This is a genomic window from Pseudomonas promysalinigenes (genome assembly GCF_014269025.2).
Classification (GTDB): Bacteria; Pseudomonadota; Gammaproteobacteria; order Pseudomonadales; family Pseudomonadaceae; genus Aquipseudomonas; species Aquipseudomonas promysalinigenes.
The window spans coordinates 693839-715398 of sequence record NZ_CP077094.1 but is presented as its reverse complement, the minus strand read 5'-3'; the positions used below and the strand labels follow the sequence as shown (position 1 = coordinate 715398).

The 21560-nt window shown below is 59.8% G+C and carries 20 protein-coding genes and 2 tRNA genes; 2 read left to right on the top strand and 20 right to left on the bottom strand.

Annotation, left to right across the window (positions count from 1 at the left end):
* Positions 1–16: 16 nt before the first annotated feature.
* Positions 17–430 carry a VOC family protein gene (locus HU725_RS03385; protein WP_186478850.1) on the bottom strand — a complete coding sequence of 138 codons (414 nt, stop codon included), beginning with the start codon at positions 428–430 and terminating at the stop codon, positions 17–19.
* Positions 431–490: 60 nt separating this feature from the next.
* On the opposite strand from HU725_RS03385, the gene HU725_RS03380 reads away from it, so the two are divergent.
* Entirely contained in the window at positions 491–793 is a 303-nt protein-coding gene (locus HU725_RS03380; RefSeq protein ID WP_186478851.1) for a heme-binding protein, read from the top strand.
* Between the two features lie 81 nt (positions 794–874).
* On the opposite strand, the gene HU725_RS03375 is transcribed toward HU725_RS03380, so the two are convergent.
* The 16 genes from HU725_RS03375 to rlmE form a co-directional block, all read right to left on the bottom strand.
* Positions 875–1225 (bottom strand): BON domain-containing protein, encoded by a 351-nt coding sequence (locus tag HU725_RS03375; protein ID WP_186478852.1) that lies wholly within the window; start codon positions 1223–1225, stop codon positions 875–877.
* Positions 1226–1488: 263 nt separating this feature from the next.
* Positions 1489–3594, bottom strand: a complete 2106-nt coding sequence (gene pnp / locus HU725_RS03370) for a polyribonucleotide nucleotidyltransferase (protein WP_060478635.1) — start codon at positions 3592–3594, stop codon at positions 1489–1491.
* A 250-nt stretch (positions 3595–3844) separates the two neighbouring features.
* Complete coding sequence (rpsO, locus tag HU725_RS03365; protein WP_016391796.1) at positions 3845–4114, bottom strand: 30S ribosomal protein S15; 270 nt, start codon at positions 4112–4114, stop codon at positions 3845–3847.
* A 148-nt stretch (positions 4115–4262) separates the two neighbouring features.
* On the bottom strand, positions 4263–5180 hold the full coding sequence (gene truB / locus HU725_RS03360; protein ID WP_186478853.1) for a tRNA pseudouridine(55) synthase TruB: 918 nt from the start codon (positions 5178–5180) through the stop codon (positions 4263–4265).
* Between the two features lie 3 nt (positions 5181–5183).
* Complete coding sequence (gene rbfA, locus HU725_RS03355) at positions 5184–5582, bottom strand: 30S ribosome-binding factor RbfA (protein WP_033696035.1); 399 nt, start codon at positions 5580–5582, stop codon at positions 5184–5186.
* Between the two features lie 116 nt (positions 5583–5698).
* Positions 5699–8236, bottom strand: a complete 2538-nt coding sequence (infB, locus tag HU725_RS03350) for a translation initiation factor IF-2 (protein WP_186478854.1) — start codon at positions 8234–8236, stop codon at positions 5699–5701.
* Between the two features lie 27 nt (positions 8237–8263).
* Positions 8264–9745 (bottom strand): transcription termination factor NusA, encoded by a 1482-nt coding sequence (gene nusA, locus HU725_RS03345; protein ID WP_060478638.1) that lies wholly within the window; start codon positions 9743–9745, stop codon positions 8264–8266.
* Positions 9746–9804: 59 nt separating this feature from the next.
* Positions 9805–10263, bottom strand: coding sequence for a ribosome maturation factor RimP (gene rimP / locus HU725_RS03340; protein WP_009685348.1), 459 nt, complete (start codon positions 10261–10263; stop codon positions 9805–9807).
* A gap of 130 nt (positions 10264–10393) precedes the next feature.
* Positions 10394–10470, bottom strand: a tRNA-Met gene (locus HU725_RS03335).
* 100 nt (positions 10471–10570) lie between these two features.
* Positions 10571–10656, bottom strand: a tRNA-Leu gene (locus tag HU725_RS03330).
* A gap of 21 nt (positions 10657–10677) precedes the next feature.
* Positions 10678–11073 (bottom strand): preprotein translocase subunit SecG, encoded by a 396-nt coding sequence (gene secG, locus HU725_RS03325; protein WP_060478639.1) that lies wholly within the window; start codon positions 11071–11073, stop codon positions 10678–10680.
* A 4-nt stretch (positions 11074–11077) separates the two neighbouring features.
* Entirely contained in the window at positions 11078–11833 is a 756-nt protein-coding gene (gene tpiA, locus HU725_RS03320; RefSeq protein ID WP_186478855.1) for a triose-phosphate isomerase, read from the bottom strand.
* Positions 11834–11899: 66 nt separating this feature from the next.
* On the bottom strand, positions 11900–13240 hold the full coding sequence (glmM, locus tag HU725_RS03315; RefSeq protein ID WP_060478641.1) for a phosphoglucosamine mutase: 1341 nt from the start codon (positions 13238–13240) through the stop codon (positions 11900–11902).
* A gap of 17 nt (positions 13241–13257) precedes the next feature.
* On the bottom strand, positions 13258–14109 hold the full coding sequence (folP, locus tag HU725_RS03310; protein ID WP_186478856.1) for a dihydropteroate synthase: 852 nt from the start codon (positions 14107–14109) through the stop codon (positions 13258–13260).
* A gap of 8 nt (positions 14110–14117) precedes the next feature.
* Positions 14118–16022: an ATP-dependent zinc metalloprotease FtsH gene (gene ftsH, locus HU725_RS03305; protein ID WP_060478643.1), complete on the bottom strand. Its 1905-nt coding sequence runs from the start codon at positions 16020–16022 to the stop codon at positions 14118–14120.
* 201 nt (positions 16023–16223) lie between these two features.
* A complete protein-coding gene (gene rlmE / locus HU725_RS03300) occupies positions 16224–16850 on the bottom strand; it encodes a 23S rRNA (uridine(2552)-2'-O)-methyltransferase RlmE (protein WP_054885642.1) in 627 nt (208 codons plus the stop codon).
* Between the two features lie 102 nt (positions 16851–16952).
* On the opposite strand from rlmE, the gene yhbY reads away from it, so the two are divergent.
* The gene (gene yhbY / locus HU725_RS03295; protein WP_054892619.1) at positions 16953–17261 is read left to right on the top strand and encodes a ribosome assembly RNA-binding protein YhbY; all 309 of its coding nucleotides are present in this window, start codon (positions 16953–16955) and stop codon (positions 17259–17261) included.
* A gap of 122 nt (positions 17262–17383) precedes the next feature.
* Here the strand turns inward: yhbY and HU725_RS03290 are convergent, their stop codons facing one another.
* Genes HU725_RS03290 through carB form a run of 3 tightly spaced genes read right to left on the bottom strand, consistent with a single transcriptional unit; the run spans position 17384 to position 21511 of the window.
* The gene (locus HU725_RS03290; RefSeq protein ID WP_081016655.1) at positions 17384–17833 is read right to left on the bottom strand and encodes an MFS transporter; all 450 of its coding nucleotides are present in this window, start codon (positions 17831–17833) and stop codon (positions 17384–17386) included.
* On the bottom strand, positions 17811–18293 hold the full coding sequence (gene greA / locus HU725_RS03285) for a transcription elongation factor GreA (protein ID WP_081016656.1): 483 nt from the start codon (positions 18291–18293) through the stop codon (positions 17811–17813). The genes HU725_RS03290 and greA overlap by 23 nt, the downstream gene beginning before the upstream one ends.
* Entirely contained in the window at positions 18290–21511 is a 3222-nt protein-coding gene (carB, locus tag HU725_RS03280) for a carbamoyl-phosphate synthase large subunit (protein WP_060478644.1), read from the bottom strand. The genes greA and carB overlap by 4 nt, the downstream gene beginning before the upstream one ends.
* Between the last annotated feature and the right edge of the window lie 49 nt (positions 21512–21560).

Genomic DNA, 21560 nt, shown 5'->3' with positions numbered 1-21560 from the left:
GAAGGCCAGTTCACGCTTACACCAGCCGCTGGCCCGATACTGCCGGGTGATACAGCGGCTGCACCTTGTTCCCAGCAGGGTCGAGTATGTGGAAACTGCGGGCGCCGTCACCATGGTTGAATGGCTTGTCCAGCAGGGTCACGCCCCGCGCCTTGAAGTAGTGGAACCAGGCTTCCAGTTCCTCCACGCTATCGACGATGAACCCGTAATGGTCCAGGGTCTGCAGCCCATTGGCCACCCCTGCCCCACGCCCCAGCGAAAGGTTGTCATTGCCACAGGTCAGGTACACCAGGTCTTCATTGGCGCGGTTGAGTACCTTCATGCCCATTACATCGACATAAAAGCGCTCGCACTCCTCAAGGTTGGGTACCAACAATGCGATGTGGCGCAGGCCATTCAGGCGACCCGGGCGAACTGGTAAATCAGACATTGGCGCGGCTCCGTTTTTGTATACAATTCTATATTGAATTTAAAACAAAAGGAGCGTGCTGTGTACAGTCTGTTCATCAAGAATCGCGTCAAAGCTGGCTGTGCCGAGGCATTTCTGACCGCCATCAAAGTCAACGCGGCCGCCTCGGTGGCAAATGAGCCGGGTTGCCTGGTATTCGACGTCTCACAAGACCGAGCGGATGCCGATGTGATCTATCTCTACGAAATCTACACCGACGTAGATGCGTACGAAGCGCATATTCAGACTGCGCATTTTCGTGACAGCAGGCCCCTGGTCGAACCTCTGATCCTCGAGCAGGAATGCTTCGAGAGCGATGTCGTGGCCCGCAACCCGGGCTTCTGACTGCACAAAAAGCAAGCCCCGGTAATAACCGGGGCTTGCTGGGTATGAGTGGCCAAATCCGTTTGGCCGACGGGACAATCCTTATTCGGCTTTCAGGCCGTCAGCCGAAACGGCTTTGACGCCTTTGATTTTCTTGGCAATAGATACGGCCATTTCTTTCTGAGATTCGGTCACAGCAGTGGTGGACGACAGGGATACGACACCTTTGTTGGTCTCGACCTTGATGTCGCTGCCTGGGATGCCCTTCTCGGTCAGCAGATCGGATTTAACCTTGGTGGTGATCCAGGTGTCCGAGGTAGCTTCCTTGGCTTTGGTCATCTCGCCAGCAGCCAGGGTCATTGGAGCCTGGGTGGACTGCTGGGCGAACGCTGCGTTAGCCATGGTCAGGGTCAGAGCGGTAGCAGTAGCGGCAGCAATGGCGAACTTCTTCATTTGGGTCACTCCTGTTTATCGAAAGGTCTGCGCCGTGTGTCCTGGCGGCAGGTACTTATACGATTGCATGTGCTGTGCCAGCTTTCAGAATTTAGTATTTACCTTATAAATCATACACTTACATAAATTCACCTAAGGTGCTTGTCGTGCATTTTGCAATCAGCAGGAAAAACCTGCATGCAAGATGCAAGTCCGCAAAAGGTTCCCGAAGCGCATAAAAAAAGGGCCCTCAAAGGGCCCTTTTTCGTTCTCAGGTCAGACGCTTAGACGCCCGAAGCCTTGGCTGCAGCTACGTCCTTGATCGACAGCTTGATACGGCCGCGGTTGTCCACGTCCAGTACCAATACCTCAACTTCCTGGCCTTCTTTCAGCACATCGGTCACTTTCTCGACACGAGCGTCGCTCAGCATCGAGATGTGCACCAGGCCGTCTTTGCCTGGCAGGATGTTGACGAAGGCGCCGAAGTCGACGATGCGCTCGACCTTGCCGACGTAGATCTTGCCGATCTCGGCCTCGGCGGTGATGCCCAGAATACGCTGCTTGGCAGCTTCTGCCGCATCTTTGGTTTCGCCGAAGATCTTGATCGAGCCGTCGTCTTCGATGTCGATCGAAGCCTTGGTTTCTTCGCAGATGGCGCGAATGGTCGCGCCGCCCTTGCCGATGACGTCACGGATCTTGTCGGTGTCGATCTTCATCGCGATCATGGTCGGGGCGTTGGCCGACAGTTCGGTACGCGACTGGCCAATGATCTGGTTCATCTGACCGAGGATGTTCAGGCGCGCTTCCAGGGCTTGGCCCAGGGCGATCTCCATGATTTCTTCGGTGATGCCGTTGATCTTGATGTCCATCTGCAGCGCGGTCACGCCTTTGGCGGTACCGGCTACCTTGAAGTCCATGTCGCCCAGGTGGTCTTCGTCACCCAGAATGTCGGTCAGGACTGCGAATTTCTCGCCTTCCTTGACCAGGCCCATAGCGATACCGGCAACCGGCGCCTTCATCGGCACGCCAGCGTCCATCAGCGCCAGGGAGGCACCGCAGACCGAAGCCATGGAGCTGGAACCGTTGGATTCGGTGATTTCCGACACTACACGGATGGTGTACGGGAACACGTCGGCAGCAGGCAGCATGGCCTGTACCGAACGACGGGCCAGGCGGCCGTGACCGATTTCGCGGCGGCCAGCACCACCCATGCGGCCACACTCGCCTACCGAGAACGGTGGGAAGTTGTAGTGCAGCATGAACGGGTCTTTTTTCTCGCCTTCGAGGGTGTCCAGCAGTTGGGCATCACGTGCAGTACCCAGGGTCGCAACGACCAGGGCCTGAGTTTCGCCACGGGTGAACAGCGCCGAACCGTGAGTCTTGGGCAGCACGCCAACTTCGATGTTCAGCGGGCGCACGGTCTTGGTGTCGCGGCCGTCGATACGAGGCTTGCCGTTGACGATGTTTTCGCGCACGGTGCGGTATTCGATTTCGCCGAAGATCTCTTTGACTTCAGCAGCCGACGGCTGGCCTTCCTCACCGGAGAACTTGGCAACGGCCTGATCACGCAGCTCGCCCAGGCGCGCATAGCGGTCAGCCTTGACGGTGATGGTGTAGCCCTGGGAAACGGCTTCGCCGAATTCGGCGCGGATGGCGTTGAACAGCTCGGTGTTGGCAACGGCCGGTTTCCAGTCCCAGGTTGGCTTGCCAGCTTCTGCAGCCAGCTCCTTGACCGCCTGGATGACCGCCTGGAATTCGTCGTGGGCGAACAGTACTGCGCCCAGCATCTGGTCTTCGGTCAGCTCTTGTGCTTCGGACTCAACCATCAGCACGGCGTCGGAAGTACCGGCAACAACCATGTCCAGGCTCGAGGCAGCCAGTTGCTCGTAAGTCGGGTTCAGCAGGTAGCCAGTGCTTTCGTGGAAGGCAACGCGGGCTGCGCCGATCGGGCCTTCGAACGGAATACCGGAGATCGCCAGGGCGGCCGAGGTACCGATCATCGCTGCGATGTCCGGGTCGGTCTTCTTGCTGGTCGAAACCACGGTGCAGACGACCTGCACTTCGTTCATGAAGCCTTCTGGGAACAGCGGGCGGATCGGACGGTCGATCAGGCGCGAGGTCAGCGTCTCTTTCTCGGAAGGACGGCCTTCACGCTTGAAGAAGCCACCTGGGATCTTGCCGGCAGCGTAGGTCTTTTCCTGGTAGTGGACAGACAGAGGGAAGAAGCCCTTGCCTGGGTCGGCCTGCTTGGCGCCGACCACGGTCACCAGCACGGTGACATCGTTGTCGACGGTAACCAGCACGGCGCCGGTTGCCTGACGGGCAATACGGCCCGTTTCGAGAGTAACGGTCGATTGACCGAACTGGAATTTCTTGATTACCGGGTTCACGGTTTCCTACCTTTTTTCAGTGGCTCTGGGGGAACTGGTTTCTTGCGAATTCTTGGGCAGAACGGGGAATCGGCCCCATTGACCGTCCAGATACAACACGAGGTTGGGAGCCTGGCCGCTGCGCGGAAAACCGCTCAGCACAACCAGGCTGCCAACCTCGCAGATACGCGTGGCGTGCCCGACGGCGATACTGCAAAGCAGCATAGCCGAAGCTTGCGACACGCCATGCACACCACTGACCAGGCCGCTATTAGCGACGCAGGCCCAGGCGACCGATCAGGGCGCTGTAACGAGTGGTGTCTTTGCCCTTCAGGTAATCCAGCAGCTTACGACGCTGGTTGACCATACGGATCAGACCACGACGGGAGTGGTGGTCTTTATCGTTGGCCTTGAAGTGGCCTTGCAGCTTGTTGATGTTGGCGGTCAGCAGAGCAACCTGCACTTCCGGGCTACCGGTATCGCCGGCGGCTTGCTGGTAATCGGCAACGATCTGAGCTTTTTCTTCAACGCTGAGGGCCATGAGGCTTCTCCAAATTCAACGGATCCTGCAAGCAGGCTCCAATAGGCCAGGGACTGAACCCTGTATTAATAAAATGAGTTGTGACCGTGCCTACTAACAGCCACCCTCGCCCACCGGTTTCGGCACAAGCCTCGGCCGATGGTTTCGGTCATTCCGACCGAATCAGTCGACGCGGCGCGATGCGCCCGTCTTCGCTCACTTCACCGATACCGATGAAGCGGGCATTGTGATCCTGTACGCGGACCATGCCGAACTGCGGTGCATCCGGCGCCCGCACTGCCTGGCCATGCAGCCAGTAGAACGCGCTGTGCTCGGACAGGCACACCAGGGGCCAGTCTTGCAGCCCACTGTCGGACGGCATCAGGAAGCGGTCGAGCGCCTCATTTCCGCCTTCGGCGTGGGCCTGCTCGAGTTCCTCGAGGGTAACCGTCTGGGCCAGGGCGAAGGGCCCGGCCTGGGTGCGGCGCAGCTCGGCGACGTATGCACCGCAGCCTAGCGCCTCACCGATATCCTCTACCAGGGTACGGATATAGGTGCCTTTGCTGCAGCCTACCGACAACCGCGCGCGGGTGCCTTCGCACTCGAGCAGCTCCAAGCGGCCAATAGTAACAGAACGCGCCTCGCGCTCCACTACCTCTCCTGCACGCGCCAGCTTGTAAAGCGGCTGGCCGTCGCGCTTGAGTGCCGAGTACATCGGCGGTACCTGACGGATTTCCCCGCGAAAACGCGGGATCACGGCTTCGATGTCGGCGCGACCAACGGTCACTTCGCGGGTCTGCAGGACTTCGCCTTCGGCGTCGGCAGTAGTAGTAGTCTGCCCCATCTGCATGACCGTTTCGTAGCCCTTGTCGGAATCGAGCAAGTACTGCGAAAACTTGGTGGCCTCACCGAAGCACAGTGGCAGCACGCCAGTTGCCAGCGGGTCGAGGCTGCCGGTGTGGCCAGCCTTCTCGGCATTGAGCAGCCAGCGGACTTTCTGCAGCGCAGCATTGGAAGTGAAACCCAGCGGCTTGTCGAGCAGGATGATGCCGCTGACGTTGCGGCGGATACGTTTGACCTGGGCCACCGCTTACTCCTTGGCGTCCGGCTCGTCGGCATCCTTGTGCAGGCGGTCTTCGGCCACTGCACGCTCGATCAGCGCCGACAGGTGAACACCGCGGCTGACACTTTCATCGAAGTGGAAGTGCAGTTGCGGCACGCTGCGAAGCTGCATCGAGCGGCCCAGGTGCAGGCGCAGGAAGCTGGCGGCGCTGTTCAAGGCCTTGAGCGACTGCTGCACGGCGTCTGGCGCTTCTTCGCCCATGACGGTGATGAAGACCTTGGCATGGCCCAGGTCGCGGCTGACATCCACGGCGGTGATGGTCACCAGGCCGACGCGTGGGTCCTTGACTTCACGGCGGATCAGCTCGGCCAGCTCACGCTGCATCTGATCCCCGATACGTTGGGTACGGCTGTATTCTTTGGCCATTCTTGCTACCTGTAACTTAAAGCGGCAAACGCCCGGTGAGGCGGGTGCCTGACCGGGCGCTACCTACTGAGGCGCTGCCCACCGCCCTGCGGCGGGGGCTGGCGCCCTGCTCTCCCTTAGAGGGTACGAGCAACCTGGACTTTCTCGAAGACTTCGATCTTGTCGCCGACCTTGACGTCGTTGTAGCTCTTGACGCCAATACCGCACTCCATGCCCGAACGCACTTCGGCAGCGTCGTCCTTGAAGCGACGCAGCGATTCCAGCTCGCCTTCGAAGATCACAACGTCTTCGCGCAGTACGCGGATCGGACGGTTGCGGTACACGGTACCTTCGATGACCATACAGCCAGCGATGGCGCCGAACTTCGGCGAACGGAACACGTCACGCACTTCGGCCACACCCAGGATGTTCTCGCGAACATCGCTGCCGAGCATGCCGGTCAGAGCCTTCTTGACGTCTTCGATGATGTCGTAGATCACGTTGTAGTAACGCATATCCAGACCTTCCTGCTCGACGATCTTGCGCGCACCGGCATCGGCACGCACGTTGAAGCCGAACAGTACTGCATTCGAAGCCAGCGCCAGGTTGGCGTCGCTTTCGGTGATACCACCGACGCCGCCACCGATCACGCGTACCTGAACTTCGTCGTTGCCCAGGCCCGACAGCGAACCCTGCAGTGCTTCCAGGGAGCCGCGAACGTCGGTCTTGAGGACGATGTTGAGGGTCTTCTTCTCTTCCTGACCCATGGTCTCGAAGATGTTTTCCAGCTTGCCGGCGTGAGCACGGGCCAGCTTGACCTCGCGGTACTTGCCTTGACGGAACAGGGCAACTTCGCGGGCCTTCTTCTCGTCGGCAACCACGGACAGCTCGTCACCGGCTTCCGGGGTACCGTCCAGGCCAAGAATCTCGACCGGGATCGACGGGCCGGCTTGCTTCACAGGCTTGCCGTTCTCGTCGAGCATGGCACGCACGCGGCCATAGTTGGAGCCGCACAGGACCATGTCGCCCTGACGCAGGGTACCGTCCTGAACCAGGATGGTTGCCACCGGGCCACGGCCCTTGTCCAGGCGCGATTCGACCACCACGCCACGACCAGGAGCGGTCGGAGTAGCGGTCAGCTCGAGGATCTCGGCCTGCAGCAGGACGGCTTCAAGCAGCTCGTCGACACCGGTACCCATCTTCGCCGAAACCTTGACGAATGGCGTGTCACCACCCCAGTCCTCGGAGGTTACGCCTTCGACGGCCAGTTCGTTGCGAATGCGATCGAGGTCGGCACCAGGCTTATCGATCTTGTTCACTGCAACCACCAGCGGAACGCCAGCTGCCTTGGCATGCTGAACGGCCTCGCGGGTCTGTGGCATCACGCCGTCGTCCGCCGCCACTACCAGGATGACGATGTCGGTGGCCTTGGCACCACGGGCACGCATCGCGGTGAACGCGGCGTGGCCTGGGGTATCGAGGAAGGTGACCATGCCGCGGTCGGTTTCCACGTGGTAGGCACCGATGTGCTGGGTGATACCACCGGCTTCGCCGGCAGCTACCTTGGCACGACGGATGTAGTCGAGCAGCGAGGTCTTGCCATGGTCAACGTGACCCATGACGGTGACGACCGGCGCGCGGGATTCAACTTCACCTTCGAACTTCAGCGACTCGGCCAGGGAGTCTTCCAGGGCGGTATCGCTAACCAGGGTCACTTTGTGGCCCAGTTCTTCGGCGACCAGCTGAGCGGTTTCCCGGTCGAGCACCTGGTTGATGGTGACCGGCGTACCCAGCTTGAACATGAACTTGACCACTTCGGCGCCCTTGACGGACATCTGGTTGGCAAGCTCGGAGACGGTAATGGTCTCGCCGATGGTCACGTCACGGATGACGGGGCCGGTCGGGTTCTGGAAGCCGTGCTGGTTGCGTTTCTTCAGCTTGCTCTTGCCACCGCGGCCACGGCGTACGCCATCGCTCTCTTCATCGGTGGTGCGTGGCGCGGCACGAGGGGTCGGAGCTTTTTCCTTCTCCTTGACCTTGACCTTGATCGACACACGTGGCGCTTCGCCACGACGCTCGCCACCACGACGGTCTTCGTCACGGGTGCGGCCTTCGTTGCGACGGGCTTCGTCCTTCTTGCGCTCGGCAGCACGGGCTGCGGCGTCTTCGGACGCTGGTGCGTCGGCCACGACCGGAGCTGGAGCTGGTGCCGGCGCGGGCTCAGCCTTGGCGGCAGGCGCCGCAGTGGAGGCAGTGGCTTGCGCCTGACGGCGAGCCTGCTCTTCATTGCGCTGGCGCACTTCGGCCTCGACCTTTTCGCGAGCGGCATTTTCAGCCGCGCGGCGCTCATCGAGCTCACGTTTTTGCTCAGCCTGGATTTCTTCCTGGCTGCGCTGCACGAAAACTTTCTTCTTGCGTACTTCTACGCTAATGCTCTTGCTACCGGCGACACGCAGGGTGCTGGTGGTTTTGCGCTGCAAGGTAATCTTGCGCGGCTCTTCCGCCTTGCTCTTGTGGCTGCTTTTCAAATGGGTCAGCAGAGTCTGCTTCTCATTGTCGGTCACTACCTGACCGGCGTCGGTGTGCGGCAGACCTGCCTCACGCATCTGCTGCAGCAGGCGCTCTACCGGTGCCTCGACCTCTTGGGCCAGTTCTTTCACCGTGACTTGCGTCATGCACTTCTCTCCTCAGGCCGCGCCTAATTACTCGAACCAGTGGGCTCGGGCGGCCATGATCAACTTGCCGGCACGCTCTTCGTCGATGCCGTCGATGTCGAGCAGGTCGTCAATCGACTGCTCGGCCAGGTCTTCGCGGTTAACCACGCCGCGCACCGCCAGTTCCGCTGCCAGGTCCTTGTCCATGCCCTCGAGGGAGAGCAGGTCTTCGGACGGATGAGCGTCTGCCAGTTTTTCTTCGGTAGCGATGGCCTTGGTCAACAAACGGTCCTTGGCACGAGCGCGCAGCTCATTGACGATATCTTCGTCAAAGCCATCGATGTTGAGCATTTCTTCCAACGGTACGTAGGCAATTTCTTCGAGGCTGGTGAAGCCTTCGTCGACCAGCACTTGGGCCAGCTCCTCGTCGACTTCCAACTCTTCGATGAAATTGCGCAGGATGTCACCGGTTTCAGCCTGTTGCTTGGCCTGGATGTCCTTCTCGGTCATCACGTTCAGGGTCCAGCCAGTCAGCTGACTGGCCAGGCGAACGTTCTGACCACCACGGCCAATGGCCTGGGCCAGGTTGTCTTCGGCGACGGCGATGTCCATTGCATGGGCATCTTCATCAACGATGATCGCCGCGACTTCAGCCGGCGACATGGCGTTGATGACGAACTGCGCCGGGTTCTCGTCCCACAGGACGATATCCACACGCTCACCACCCAGCTCGCCGGATACGGCCTGGACGCGCGAACCACGCATGCCGATGCAGGCACCTTGCGGATCGATACGCTTGTCCTTGGAGCGGACGGCGATCTTGGCACGCGAACCCGGATCACGGGAGGCTGCCATGACTTCGATGAGGCCTTCGGCGATTTCCGGCACTTCGATGCGGAACAGCTCGATCAGCATCTGTGGCGCAGTACGCGACAGAATCAGCTGAGGGCCGCGGTTCTCGGTGCGGATTTCCTTGAGCAGGGCACGCAAGCGTACACCGACTCGGAAGGTCTCACGTGGAATGATGTCTTCGCGGGCCAACAGGGCCTCGGCGTTGTTGCCCAGGTCAACGATGACGTTGTCGCGGGTAACTTTCTTGACGGTGCCGGAGATGATCTCGTTGACCCGCTCGCGGTAGGCGTCGACCACCTGGGCGCGCTCGGCTTCACGGACCTTCTGCACGATGACCTGCTTGGCGGTCTGCGCGGCGATACGGCCGAACTCGATGGACTCGATCTTTTCTTCGATCACATCACCGATTTTGGCTTCCGGATGCGTGTCCTTGATCTTGTCCAGCCAGGTTTCGATCGCAGGATCGTCCAGGTCGTTTTCGTCGACCACGGTCCAGCGACGGAACGTTTCGTAGCTACCGGTGTGGCGGTTGATTTCCACACGCAGGTCGACTTCGTCCTCAAAACGTTTTTTGGTTGCAGTGGCCAGGGCCACCTCCAGCGCTTCGAAAATGACGCCGGGCGGTACACCTTTTTCGTTGGATACCGATTCAACAACCAGCAGTACTTCTTTGCTCATCGTACGCCTCGCCTTGCGCAAGCCATTGGGCCCGGATAATCCGCCGGGCCCGGCACGTCTCAGTCAAAACTGGGAATAATATTGGCCTTGTCGATCGAGTCGATCGGCAGCAGGAACTCTTGGTTGTCCACCTGAACCACCACATCCTGCTCCTCCACACCACGGAGAAGGCCCTGGAAGTTACGACGACCCTCGAAGGGTGAACGCAGCTTGATCTTCACTTGTTCGCCGGCATGCGAGGCAAACTGTTCCAACGTGAACAGTGGGCGATCCATGCCTGGAGAGGAGACCTCAAGGGTATATTCGCTGCTAATAGGATCTTCCACATCGAGGATCGCGCTGGCCTGCCGGCTGACCGCTTCGCAGTCGTCCACCAGGATGCCACCTTCCTTGTCGATATAGATGCGCAGTACCGAATGCTTACCCTGGGATACGAACTCGATCCCCCAGCACTGATAGCCCAGACCCTCGACCACCGGGGCCAACAAGGCCTGCAACTGTTCTAGCTTGCTCGACACCTGAACCCCCTCGTGCATGCTGTGCAAATAAAAAATGGGCGAAGCGCCCATCCCTGAAAGCGCCGTAGGACAACGACGCCGTAAATTCTTCAGCTAGCAAAAAGCCCCTTAAAAGGGGCTCCGCTGAAGCTGGTTGCGGGGGCTGGATTTGAACCAACGACCTTCGGGTTATGAGCCCGACGAGCTACCAAGCTGCTCCACCCCGCGACAAAGCTGGGGCGAAAGTATAAGACCTAACCTACTCAAGGGTCAAATCCAAACCTTCACCTGCAAGAAAGCCCGCTAAAGCGGGCTCTCAAGCTTCAATTGGTACCGAGAAGGGGACTCGAACCCCTACACCCTATGGGCACAACCACCTCAAGGTTGCGTGTCTACCAATTCCACCACCTCGGCAATACTACTACTTGAAACCCGTTACTTCTGCTCTTCGGCCGGAGGAGGTACATCACCTTTAGGGGTGGTTTCGCTCTTCTGCTCCTGGAGCACCGGTACATCATCATTAACTGCCGGTTTGGGCTGCTCTTTCACTTCTAGCACTGCTGGATCTGGAAGACCTGCTTGGCTAAGCTGGTGAGCTTGTTGCTTCGCGAAGTATCCTAACCCAAGTGCTGTCAAAAAGAAAGTGGCAGCGAGTATAGCAGTTAATTTACTTAGGAACGTTGCAGAACCTTGGCTTCCGAACACGGTGTTTGAGGCACCTGCGCCGAAAGATGCTCCTGCTTCCGCACCTTTACCCTGTTGCAGCAGAACCAGCACTACAAGCGACAGCGCTGCCAACAGATGAAAAACAACGATAACTGTTTCCAGCATTTGTTCAGTTTCCTGCGGCGCGACAAATTGCACCGAATTCGTCTGCGTTCAGGGAAGCTCCACCAATGAGCCCCCCATCGATATCCGGCATGCCGAACAGTTCGGCCGCATTGGCCGCCTTCACGCTGCCGCCGTAGAGAAGCTGCACGCTTGCGGCAACTTCGGCGTCTTCGGCTGCCAACTGCGCCCGGATGGCTGCGTGCACATCCTGAGCCTGCTGAGGCGAAGCCGTCAAACCTGTGCCAATGGCCCAAACAGGCTCATAGGCAATTACTGCTTTGGCAAAAGCCTTAACACCGAACGCGTCGATGATACTGCTTAGTTGACCCCCGACAACTTCGAGGGTTTTGCCTGCCTCGCGCTCTTCGAGGGTTTCCCCTACGCAAAGCACCGGCATTAAACCACTAAGTTGAGCGGCTGCAAACTTCTCTTTCAACACTTCTTCACTTTCGCCAATGATCTGGCGGCGTTCGGAATGGCCAATCAAGACAAACTTGCAACCTGCTTCAACCAACTGACTGGGTGCAACTTCACCGGTCAGCGCGCCCTGTTCGGGCTTTATTGCAGAATTCTGTGCTCCGACGGCGATTTCCTTGCCTTGCAACCCATCAACGACTTGATTGATGAATAACGCGGGTGGAAACACCGCTACTTCGACACCGTTCGGCACGGACATATCGCCCAGGCCCAGGATCAGCTCAGCGACGCTGGCGCGGGTACCGTGCATCTTCCAGTTACCAGCTACCATGGGGCGACGCATGCTTTACCTCGTCGGTCAAAGTGGGCGCAGATCTTACCCAACCCGATCTGCGCTGGCAAGCCTCTTTCAGGCACAAACTTCGGTGACCAGCTTGGCCAAGGCTTCGGCATGGCCGCGCACCTGGTTTTCGTCGTCGCCTTCGACCATCACCCGCACCAAGGGCTCGGTGCCGGATTTACGCAGCAGCACGCGCCCACGCCCAGCCATGGCTTCGGTGACCTTGGCACTGGCTTGCTTGACCGCAGGGTGCTCCAACGGGTCGACCTTGCTCGCACCAAAGCGCACGTTGATCAACACCTGAGGGCACTTGCGCAACGCCTGGCGAGCCTGAGCCAGGGTTTCACCCCGGCGCTTGAGCGCCATCAGCACCTGCAGCGCGGCAATGATCGCGTCACCCGTCGTGGTGTGATTGCAGCAAACGACATGCCCGGAGTTCTCCCCGCCAATCAACCAGTCACGCTCGAGCAGCTCAGCCATCACGTAGCGATCGCCAACCTTGGCGCGCACGAAGGGGATATCCAAGTCCTTGAGCGCCAGCTCCAGGCCCAGGTTGCTCATCAGTGTGCCGACCACCCCGCCCTGCAACTTGCCACGTTCGTGCAGGTCGCGAGCAATGATGTACAGCAATTCGTCACCGTCGACGATCGCCCCTGTGTGATCGACCATCAGCACGCGGTCACCATCGCCGTCAAAAGCGATACCCAGGTCGGCATGACCGACCAGCACGGCAGCCTGCAACGATTCGATGTGAGTCGAGCCGCAACCCTCGTTGATGTTCAGGCCGTCGGGCTGCGCATGGAGCACGGTCACATCGGCTCCAAGCTCGCGAAACACGCTTGGTGCAACCTTGTAGGTGGCGCCGTGAGCACAATCGACCACCAGTTTGAGGCCTTCGAACCCAGTACTGCTCGGCACGCTGCTCTTACAGAACTCGATGTAACGCCCCGCCGCATCGTTGATGCGCGACACCTTGCCCAGTTTGCTCGATTCGACCACGGTCATCGGCTGGTCGAGCAACTCTTCGATCATCAATTCGACTTCGTCGGGCAGCTTGGTGCCTTGGCCTGAGAAGAACTTGATGCCGTTGTCATCGTGAGGGTTGTGCGAGGCACTGATGACAATGCCGGCTTCGGCATGGAAGGTGCGGGTCAGGTACGCGATGGCCGGGGTCGGCATCGGCCCGAGCAGCATCACGTCAGCCCCCGCCGCCGACAAACCTGCCTCTAGCGCCGATTCGAACATGTAACCGGAAATACGCGTGTCCTTACCCACCAGCACCCGGCAGTTGCCTTGCTTGCGAAAGGCCATGCCGGCCGCCCAGCCCAGCTTCAACATGAAATCCGGCGTGATCGGGTATTCACCGACGCGGCCACGGATACCGTCGGTACCAAAGTATTTTCTGCTCATAGTGACTCCAAAAGTTCTTATTCGGCGTTCTGCACCGCGGCGATCATGCGCACGACATCGACGGTTTCGGCCACATCATGGACGCGCAGAATGCTGGCACCCTTGGTCATAGCCAATGCTGCCAGCGCGAGGCTGCCGTACAGCCGCTCATCGACCGGACGGTTCAACGTAAGGCCGATCATGCTTTTGCGCGAAACGCCCACCAGCAGCGGGCGACCAAGGCGATAGAACGCTTCGAGATGCTTGAACAGGCTGAGGTTGTGCGCCAGTGTCTTGGCGAACCCGAAACCTGGATCAAGAATGATGCGCTCAGCGGGGATACCTGCAGCAGCGCACGCCGCCATGCGCTGTTCGAGGTAGCTCCCAACCTCGGCGGCGACATCGTCGTAATGCGGATCATCCTGCATGTTCCCAGGCTCGCCACGCATATGCATAAGGCAAACCGGCAAGCCGGTGTCCGCCGCGGCATCCAGGGCGCCGTCGCGCTCCAGGGCACGTACGTCGTTGATCAGGCCAGCACCAAGGCGCGCCGATTCGCGGATCACCGCGGGCGTGGAAGTATCGACTGAGATCACCACATCGAACCGGCTGTTGATGGCCTCGACCATCGGCGCCACGCGTTCGATCTCTTCAGTGACCGAAACCGCGCGCGCACCGGGCCGGGTCGACTCACCCCCGATGTCGATCAAGGTGGCGCCAGCCGTGATCATCGCCTCGGCATGGCGCAACGCCTCGTCGCGCTGGCTAAAGCGACCGCCATCGGAGAAGGAATCCGGGGTGACATTGAGAATACCCATAACATGGGTACGGGAAAGGTCAAGAACCCGGTTGCCGCAAGGCAACCGGGTCGGGTACTGCACTGAGCTCATAGATGCCCTTAGTGTTGCGCTGCCGGCCCGCCGATCGGCGATTCCGGACGATCGTCCTGGGCTGCTGGAGTGCCCGAGTTCTTATCATCGTCCCAATCGCGAGGCTCACGCGGTGTACGGCCAGCCATGATGTCGTCGATCTGATCGGAGTCGATGGTTTCGTACTTCATCAGCGCTTCGGTCATCGCTTCAAGCTTGTCGCGGTTCTCGATCAACAGCTGCTTGGCCGTGGCATAGCACTGGTCGATGATGCTGCGCACTTCGGAGTCGATCAGCTTAGCGGTTTCACCGGAGACGCTTGCGTGCTGGCTGCCAGCGCTACGACCGAGGAACACCTCACCTTCTTCTTCGGCGTACATCAGCGGGCCTAGTTTTTCCGACAGGCCCCATTTGGTCACCATGTTACGAGCGATCTGGCTGGCGCGCATGATGTCGTTGGAGGCACCGGTGGTGACACCATCGAAGCCCAAGGTCATTTCCTCGGCAATACGGCCGCCGTACAACGAGCAGATCTGGCTGATCAAAGCGCGTTTGGACAGGCTGTAACGGTCTTCTTCCGGCAGGAACATGGTCACACCCAGGGCTCGACCACGGGGAATGATCGAAACCTTGTAGACTGGGTCGTGCTCAGGCACCAGGCGCCCGACGATGGCGTGGCCCGCTTCGTGGTAAGCGGTGTTTCGTTTTTCTTTCTCGGACATGACCATGGTTTTGCGCTCCGCGCCCATCATGATCTTGTCTTTGGCCAGCTCGAACTCTTTCATCTCGACCAAGCGCTTGTTGGCACGTGCCGCAAACAGCGCAGCCTCGTTGACCAGGTTGGCCAGGTCGGCACCGGAGAAACCAGGGGTACCACGGGCAATCACAGCCGGGTTGACGTTATCGCCGATCGGCGCCTTGCGCATGTGCACCTTGAGAATCTGCTCACGGCCGCGGATATCCGGCAAGCCCACCACGACCTGGCGGTCGAAGCGACCAGGGCGCAACAGCGCAGGGTCGAGCACGTCCGGGCGGTTGGTGGCGGCGATGACGATGATGCCATCGTTCATTTCAAAGCCGTCCATCTCCACCAGCAGCTGGTTGAGGGTTTGCTCACGCTCGTCGTGACCACCGCCCATGCCGGCACCACGATGGCGGCCCACCGCGTCGATCTCGTCGATGAAGATGATGCAAGGCGCGTGCTTCTTGGCCTGCTCGAACATATCACGCACACGGCTGGCACCAACGCCGACGAACATCTCGACGAAGTCGGAACCAGAGATGGTGAAGAACGGCACCTTGGCTTCACCGGCAATGGCTTTTGCCAGCAATGTTTTACCCGTGCCAGGCGGGCCGACCATCAGCACCCCGCGCGGAATGCGGCCGCCCAGGCGCTGGAACTTGCCTGGGTCGCGCAGGAACTCGACCAGCTCGCCAACCTCTTCCTTGGCTTCGTCGCAACCGGCGACGTCAGCCAGCGTGGTCTTGACCTGATCTTCGGACAGCAGCCGCGCCTTGCTCTTGCCAAAGCTCATCGGCCCACCCTTGCCCCCTGCACCACCCTGCATCTGGCGCATGAAGAACATGAATACGGCGATGATTACCAATATCGGGAAGCTCGCCACCAACAGCTGGGTCCAGATGCTCTGCTGCTCGGGCTGCTTGCCTTCGACGACCACGTGATTGTCGACCAGGTCGCCGATCAAGCCATTGTCGGTGATGGCTGGGCGGACGGTCTTGAAGTTGTCACCGTCGGTGCGCTTACCCGTGATGATGTAGCCGTCGACAGTCACACGCTCGACCTTGCCATCCTTGACCTGCTGGATGAAGTCGGAGTAGTTGAGGGTCTGCGGCTCGTTAGGGCTGGAGAAGTTGTTCATCACCGTCACCAGGACGGCTGCGATGATCAACCAGAGGATCAGATTCTTTGCCATGTCGTTCAATTCGCTACCCTCTGAGGCCGGCGCACGACGCAGCCGTGCCTCGCATGATATTCATCGCCCTAACTTACTACATTACCTACGCATCCGCAGGCACCGTCTGTAACCCTTTGTGAAACTCAGACTACACGAAGATCGGACGATCCAGACGCGAGAGCCGATTGGAAATAACTATCGACCAACGCGCAATTCGCCTCATGCTCCTTTGAAACCCCTGCCCAGCAAGTACTGCTCACGGGAACGATCCCGCGATGACGAAGGCTTGCGCATCTGCACCTTGTCGAACTTGCTACGCACGTCCTTGAGGTACATATCGAAACCCTCACCCTGGAAGATCTTGATCAGGAAGTCCCCGCCTGGTTTGAGCACGCGGGTCGCCAGATCCAGGGCCAGCTCGCAGAGGAACATGGCTCGCGGCATGTCGACCGCAGGCGTACCACTCATATTGGGGGCCATGTCTGAAATCACAAGGTCCACGTGCGAATCACCGACCGCCTGCAATATCTGTTGCAGCACTTCGTCCTGGGTGAAATCACCTTGGATGAAGGTCACGTCGGGGATGGAGTCCATTTCCAGGATGTCCGAGGCGATCAGTCGCCCCTGACCACCAATCAGACGACTGGTCACCTGTGACCAGCCCCCCGGGGCCGCGCCGAGGTCGATGACGCTCATGCCGGGACGAATAAGACGGTCTTTCTCCTGGATCTCCAGGAGTTTGTAGCTAGCACGCGAGCGGTAGCCGTCCTTCTGCGCCTGTTTCACAAAAGGATCGTTGAAATGCTCTCGCAGCCAGTTTGCGCTGCTTTTGGAACGTTGTACCACGGGGCACCTCGATGATATGCGTGGTGATTGACTGGGCGGAGCCGGTGGCCCTCGGGTAAAATGCCGGTCAATTTTACAGAATCAGACGGAAAGGGTCAGATTATGCCGCTCAATAACGAGCAGAAGAAGCAATACAAATCCATTGGTCACGACCTCAAGCCGGTCCTGATCGTCGCTGGCAACGGTTTGAACGAAGGCGTCATCGCTGAACTTGAGCGTGCACTGGCCGACCATGAACTGATCAAGGTCGAAATCCGCTCGGAAGACCGCGAAGAACGTGCCGCAGCCATTGCCGAACTGTGCAAGGCAGGTCGTGCCGAGCTGGTACAGACCATTGGCAAGAAGGCGTTGATCTATCGCAAGAACCCACAGCCAAACAAGCAACTGTCCAACATTCACCGTTACAAGTAACGGGCAAGGGCTTTCCAACAGCCCTGTGCGATGCCTGTGGGAGCGGGCTTACCTGCGAACACGGGCCAAGCCCGTGCCAACCACCGCAACGCCTGCTTGCACAGGGGCGCGGTTGAGCCCAGTCAGTGGCGCGCTTGGCGCGCCCTGAGCGGGACCGGCTGGGCTACCAGCACGATGCCGGAGAAACCCAGCACCAGGAAACAGAACATCTGCCAGCGCTCGCCGACCGAAATACCGTAGCGCAAGGTGTAGTACCCCACGCAGGCCGCAAGGCCCAACAACAGCATTTGCCCGCGAAACTGCCGCCACCAGGCCGCCAGGCCGTCCACTCTCGCCAATACCGCCAGCTGAGTGAGCAAACCAAGCAGTGCCACGCCGATCAACCAACGGTCGATCTGCCCGGCGACATCCTGCACCAGCAAGGGTGCAAGGCCACTGACTTTCAGCGCCGGCACCAACCCCACATGGAACACCCAAAGGCCACCGACCCAGAAAACCTGGGCCAGTTGCCAGAGGATCCCCTCAAGGGATGGCGCCCGCAGGCGCCGCTCAGATGTGTTTGACTTCGACAATCTCGTACTCGACCGTACCGCTTGGTGTCTTCACCACCACGGTGTCACCTTCTTCCTTGCCAATGATGGCACGGGCGATAGGTGCGCTGTTCGAAAGCTTGCCTTGTTTCACGTCAGCTTCATCTTCGCCAACGATCTGGTAGGTCACCTCATCGTCGGTTTCGGTGTTGGCCAGCACCACGGTGGTGCCGAAAATCACCTTGCCGGTGTGAGCGATGGTAGTGACGTCGATCACCACCGAGTTCTGCAGGCGGCCTTCGATGTCACGGATGCGCGCCTCGACCATGCCCTGCTCTTCACGGGCGGCGTGGTATTCGGCGTTTTCCTTGAGGTCGCCCAGCTCGCGCGCTTCGCCAATGGCTTGGCTCAGGCGCGGGCGCTCGGTCTTGCTCAGGAAGGTCAATTCCTCTTCCAGGGCGCGAGCGCCCTGGACGGTCATCGGGTATTTGGTAATGCTCATGCTTTGAGTCCTGCATGCAGATCCTGCAGGCGACGAACAGTCTTCTCCGGACCGAATTTCAACGCCTCGCAGATGGCTTCACCGGCCGCAATGGTAGTGGTGCAGTAGATCTTGTGCTGCAGCGCATTGCGGCGAATCGAGTAGGAGTCAGCGATCGACTGACGGCCTTCGGTGGTGTTGATGATCAGCGACACTTCGTCGTTCTTGATCATGTCGACCACGTGTGGGCGGCCTTCGGTCACCTTGTTCACACGGCGCACTTTCAGGCCAGCGGCTTCGATGACCTTGGCAGTGCCTGCCGTTGCAACCACTTCGAAGCCCAGGGCGATCAGGTCACGGGCAACGCCCGCCACTTGCGGTTTGTCGTCGTCGCGCACGCTGATAAACGCGGTACCGCCAGTAGGCAGGACTTCGCTGGCACCCATCTGGGCCTTGGCGAAAGCTTCGCCGAAGCTGTCGCCGACACCCATGACTTCACCGGTCGATTTCATCTCAGGGCCGAGGATCGGGTCAACCCCTGGGAACTTGGCGAACGGGAAGACGGCTTCCTTGACGCTGTAGAAGTTCGGGATGATTTCCTGGGTGAAGCCCAGCTCCTTGAGGGTTTTACCAGCCATGACACGGGCTGCGATCATCGCCAGGGAAGTGCCGATGCACTTGGACACGAACGGTACGGTACGCGAGGCGCGTGGGTTGACTTCGATCACGTAGATCTTGTCGCCCTGCAAAGCGAGCTGCACGTTCATCAGGCCGACGACACCCAGTTCCAGGGCCATTTTCTTGACCTGTACGCGTACTTCGTCCTGCACTTGCTGGCTCAGCGAGTAAGGCGGCAGCGAGCACGCCGAGTCACCGGAGTGAACACCGGCCTGTTCGATGTGCTGCATGATCGCGCCGATCACCACGTCGGTGCCGTCGCAGACCGCATCCACGTCCATCTCGATGGCGCAGTTGAGGAAGTGGTCGAGCAGCACTGGGCTGTCGTTGGATACCTGTACCGCTTCACGCAGGTAGCGCTTGAGCTCGTCCAGTTCGTAGACGATTTCCATGGCGCGGCCGCCCAACACGTAGGATGGACGCACCACCAGCGGATAACCGATGCCGCCAGCTGCGCTGATGGCTTCTTCTTCGCTGCGCACGGTAGCGTTTGGCGGCTGCAGCAGGCTCAGGCGCTGCACCATCTGCTGGAAGCGCTCCCGGTCTTCGGCGCGGTCGATGGCGTCCGGGCTGGTGCCGATGATTGGCACGCCAGCTTCTTCCAGGGCGCGAGCCAGTTTCAGCGGGGTCTGGCCGCCGTAGTGAACGATGACGCCTTTGGGCTTCTCGACGCGGCAGACTTCCAACACGTCTTCCAGGGTCAGTGGCTCGAAGTACAGGCGGTCGGACGTGTCATAGTCGGTGGAGACGGTTTCCGGGTTGCAGTTGACCATGATGGTCTCGTACCCGTCTTCACGCAGCGCCAGTGCGGCGTGCACGCAGCAGTAGTCGAACTCGATGCCTTGGCCGATACGGTTCGGGCCACCGCCGAGGATCATGATCTTGTCGCGGGTCGACGGGTTGGCCTCGCACTCTTGCTCATAGGTGGAGTACAGGTAGGCGGTGTCGGTGGCGAACTCGGCGGCGCAGGTGTCGACGCGCTTGTAAACCGGGAACACTTCCAGCTTGTGACGGTGACGGCGCAGGTTCTTGTCGGTGATGCCCAGCAGCTTGGCCAGGCGCTGGTCCGAGAAGCCCTTGCGCTTGAGGCGCAGCATGTAGTCCTTGTCGATCGACGACAGGGCCAGGGTCTTGACCTTCTCTTCTTCCTTGATCAGGTCTTCCATCTGCACCAGGAACCACATGTCGATGCCGGTCAGCTCGAAGATCTGCTCGCAGGTCATGCCCGAGCGCATGGCGTCCGCGACATACCAGATGCGCTCGGCACCCGGCACGGTCAGTTCGCGCTTGAGGATGCTGGCGGCTTCCGGGTTGGCCAGGTCGACTTTAGGGTCCAGGCCGCAGGCGCCAACTTCCAGACCGCGCAGGGCTTTCTGCAGGGACTCCTGGAAGGTACGGCCGATGGCCATGACTTCACCCACGGATTTCATCTGGGTGGTCAGGCGGGCGTCGGCTTTCGGGAATTTCTCGAAGGCGAAACGTGGCAGCTTGGTGACGACGTAGTCGATCGACGGTTCGAAGGACGCCGGAGTGCGGCCGCCAGTGATGTCGTTCTGCAGCTCGTCAAGGGTGTAACCAATGGCCAGCTTGGCGGCGATCTTGGCGATCGGGAAGCCGGTAGCCTTGGACGCCAGAGCGGACGAACGGGAGACGCGCGGGTTCATTTCGATCACGACCATACGGCCAGTGTTCGGGCAGATGCCGAACTGAACGTTGGAACCGCCGGTTTCCACGCCGATTTCACGCAGCACCGCCAGCGAGGCGTTGCGCATGATCTGGTATTCCTTGTCGGTCAAGGTTTGCGCAGGCGCGACAGTGATCGAGTCGCCGGTGTGCACACCCATCGGGTCGAAGTTCTCGATGGAGCAGACGATGATGCAGTTGTCCTTCTTGTCACGGACAACCTCCATCTCGTATTCCTTCCAGCCGATCAGCGATTCGTCGATCAGCAGCTCTTTGGTCGGCGACAGGTCCAGACCGCGGGTGCAGATCTCTTCGAATTCTTCACGGTTGTAGGCGATACCACCGCCAGTGCCGCCCATGGTGAACGACGGGCGGATGATGCACGGGAAGCCAAGCTTCTCGAGGACCGCGTTGGCCTCTTCCATGCTGTGAGCGATGCCGGAGCGCGGGCACTCCAGGCCGATGTCCTTCATGGCCTTGTCGAAACGCGAGCGGTCTTCGGCCTTGTCGATGGTGTCGGCATTGGCACCGATCATCTCGACACCGAACTTTTCCAGAACGCCGTGGCGCTCCAGGTCCAGGGCGCAGTTCAGTGCAGTCTGGCCACCCATGGTCGGCAATACGGCGTCAGGGCGCTCTTTCTCGATGATCTTGGCCACCGACTGCCATTTGATCGGCTCGATGTAGGTGGCGTCGGCCATGGCTGGGTCAGTCATGATGGTGGCCGGGTTGGAGTTCACCAGGATGACGCGGAAACCTTCCTCGCGCAGGGCCTTGCAGGCCTGGGCGCCGGAATAGTCGAATTCGCAGGCCTGGCCGATCACGATCGGGCCAGCGCCGAGAATCAGGATGCTTTTGATGTCTGTACGTTTTGGCATGGTTGTCACTCAAATCCGCGGGTCAGTCGGCAAGCCGTCTTGAACAATC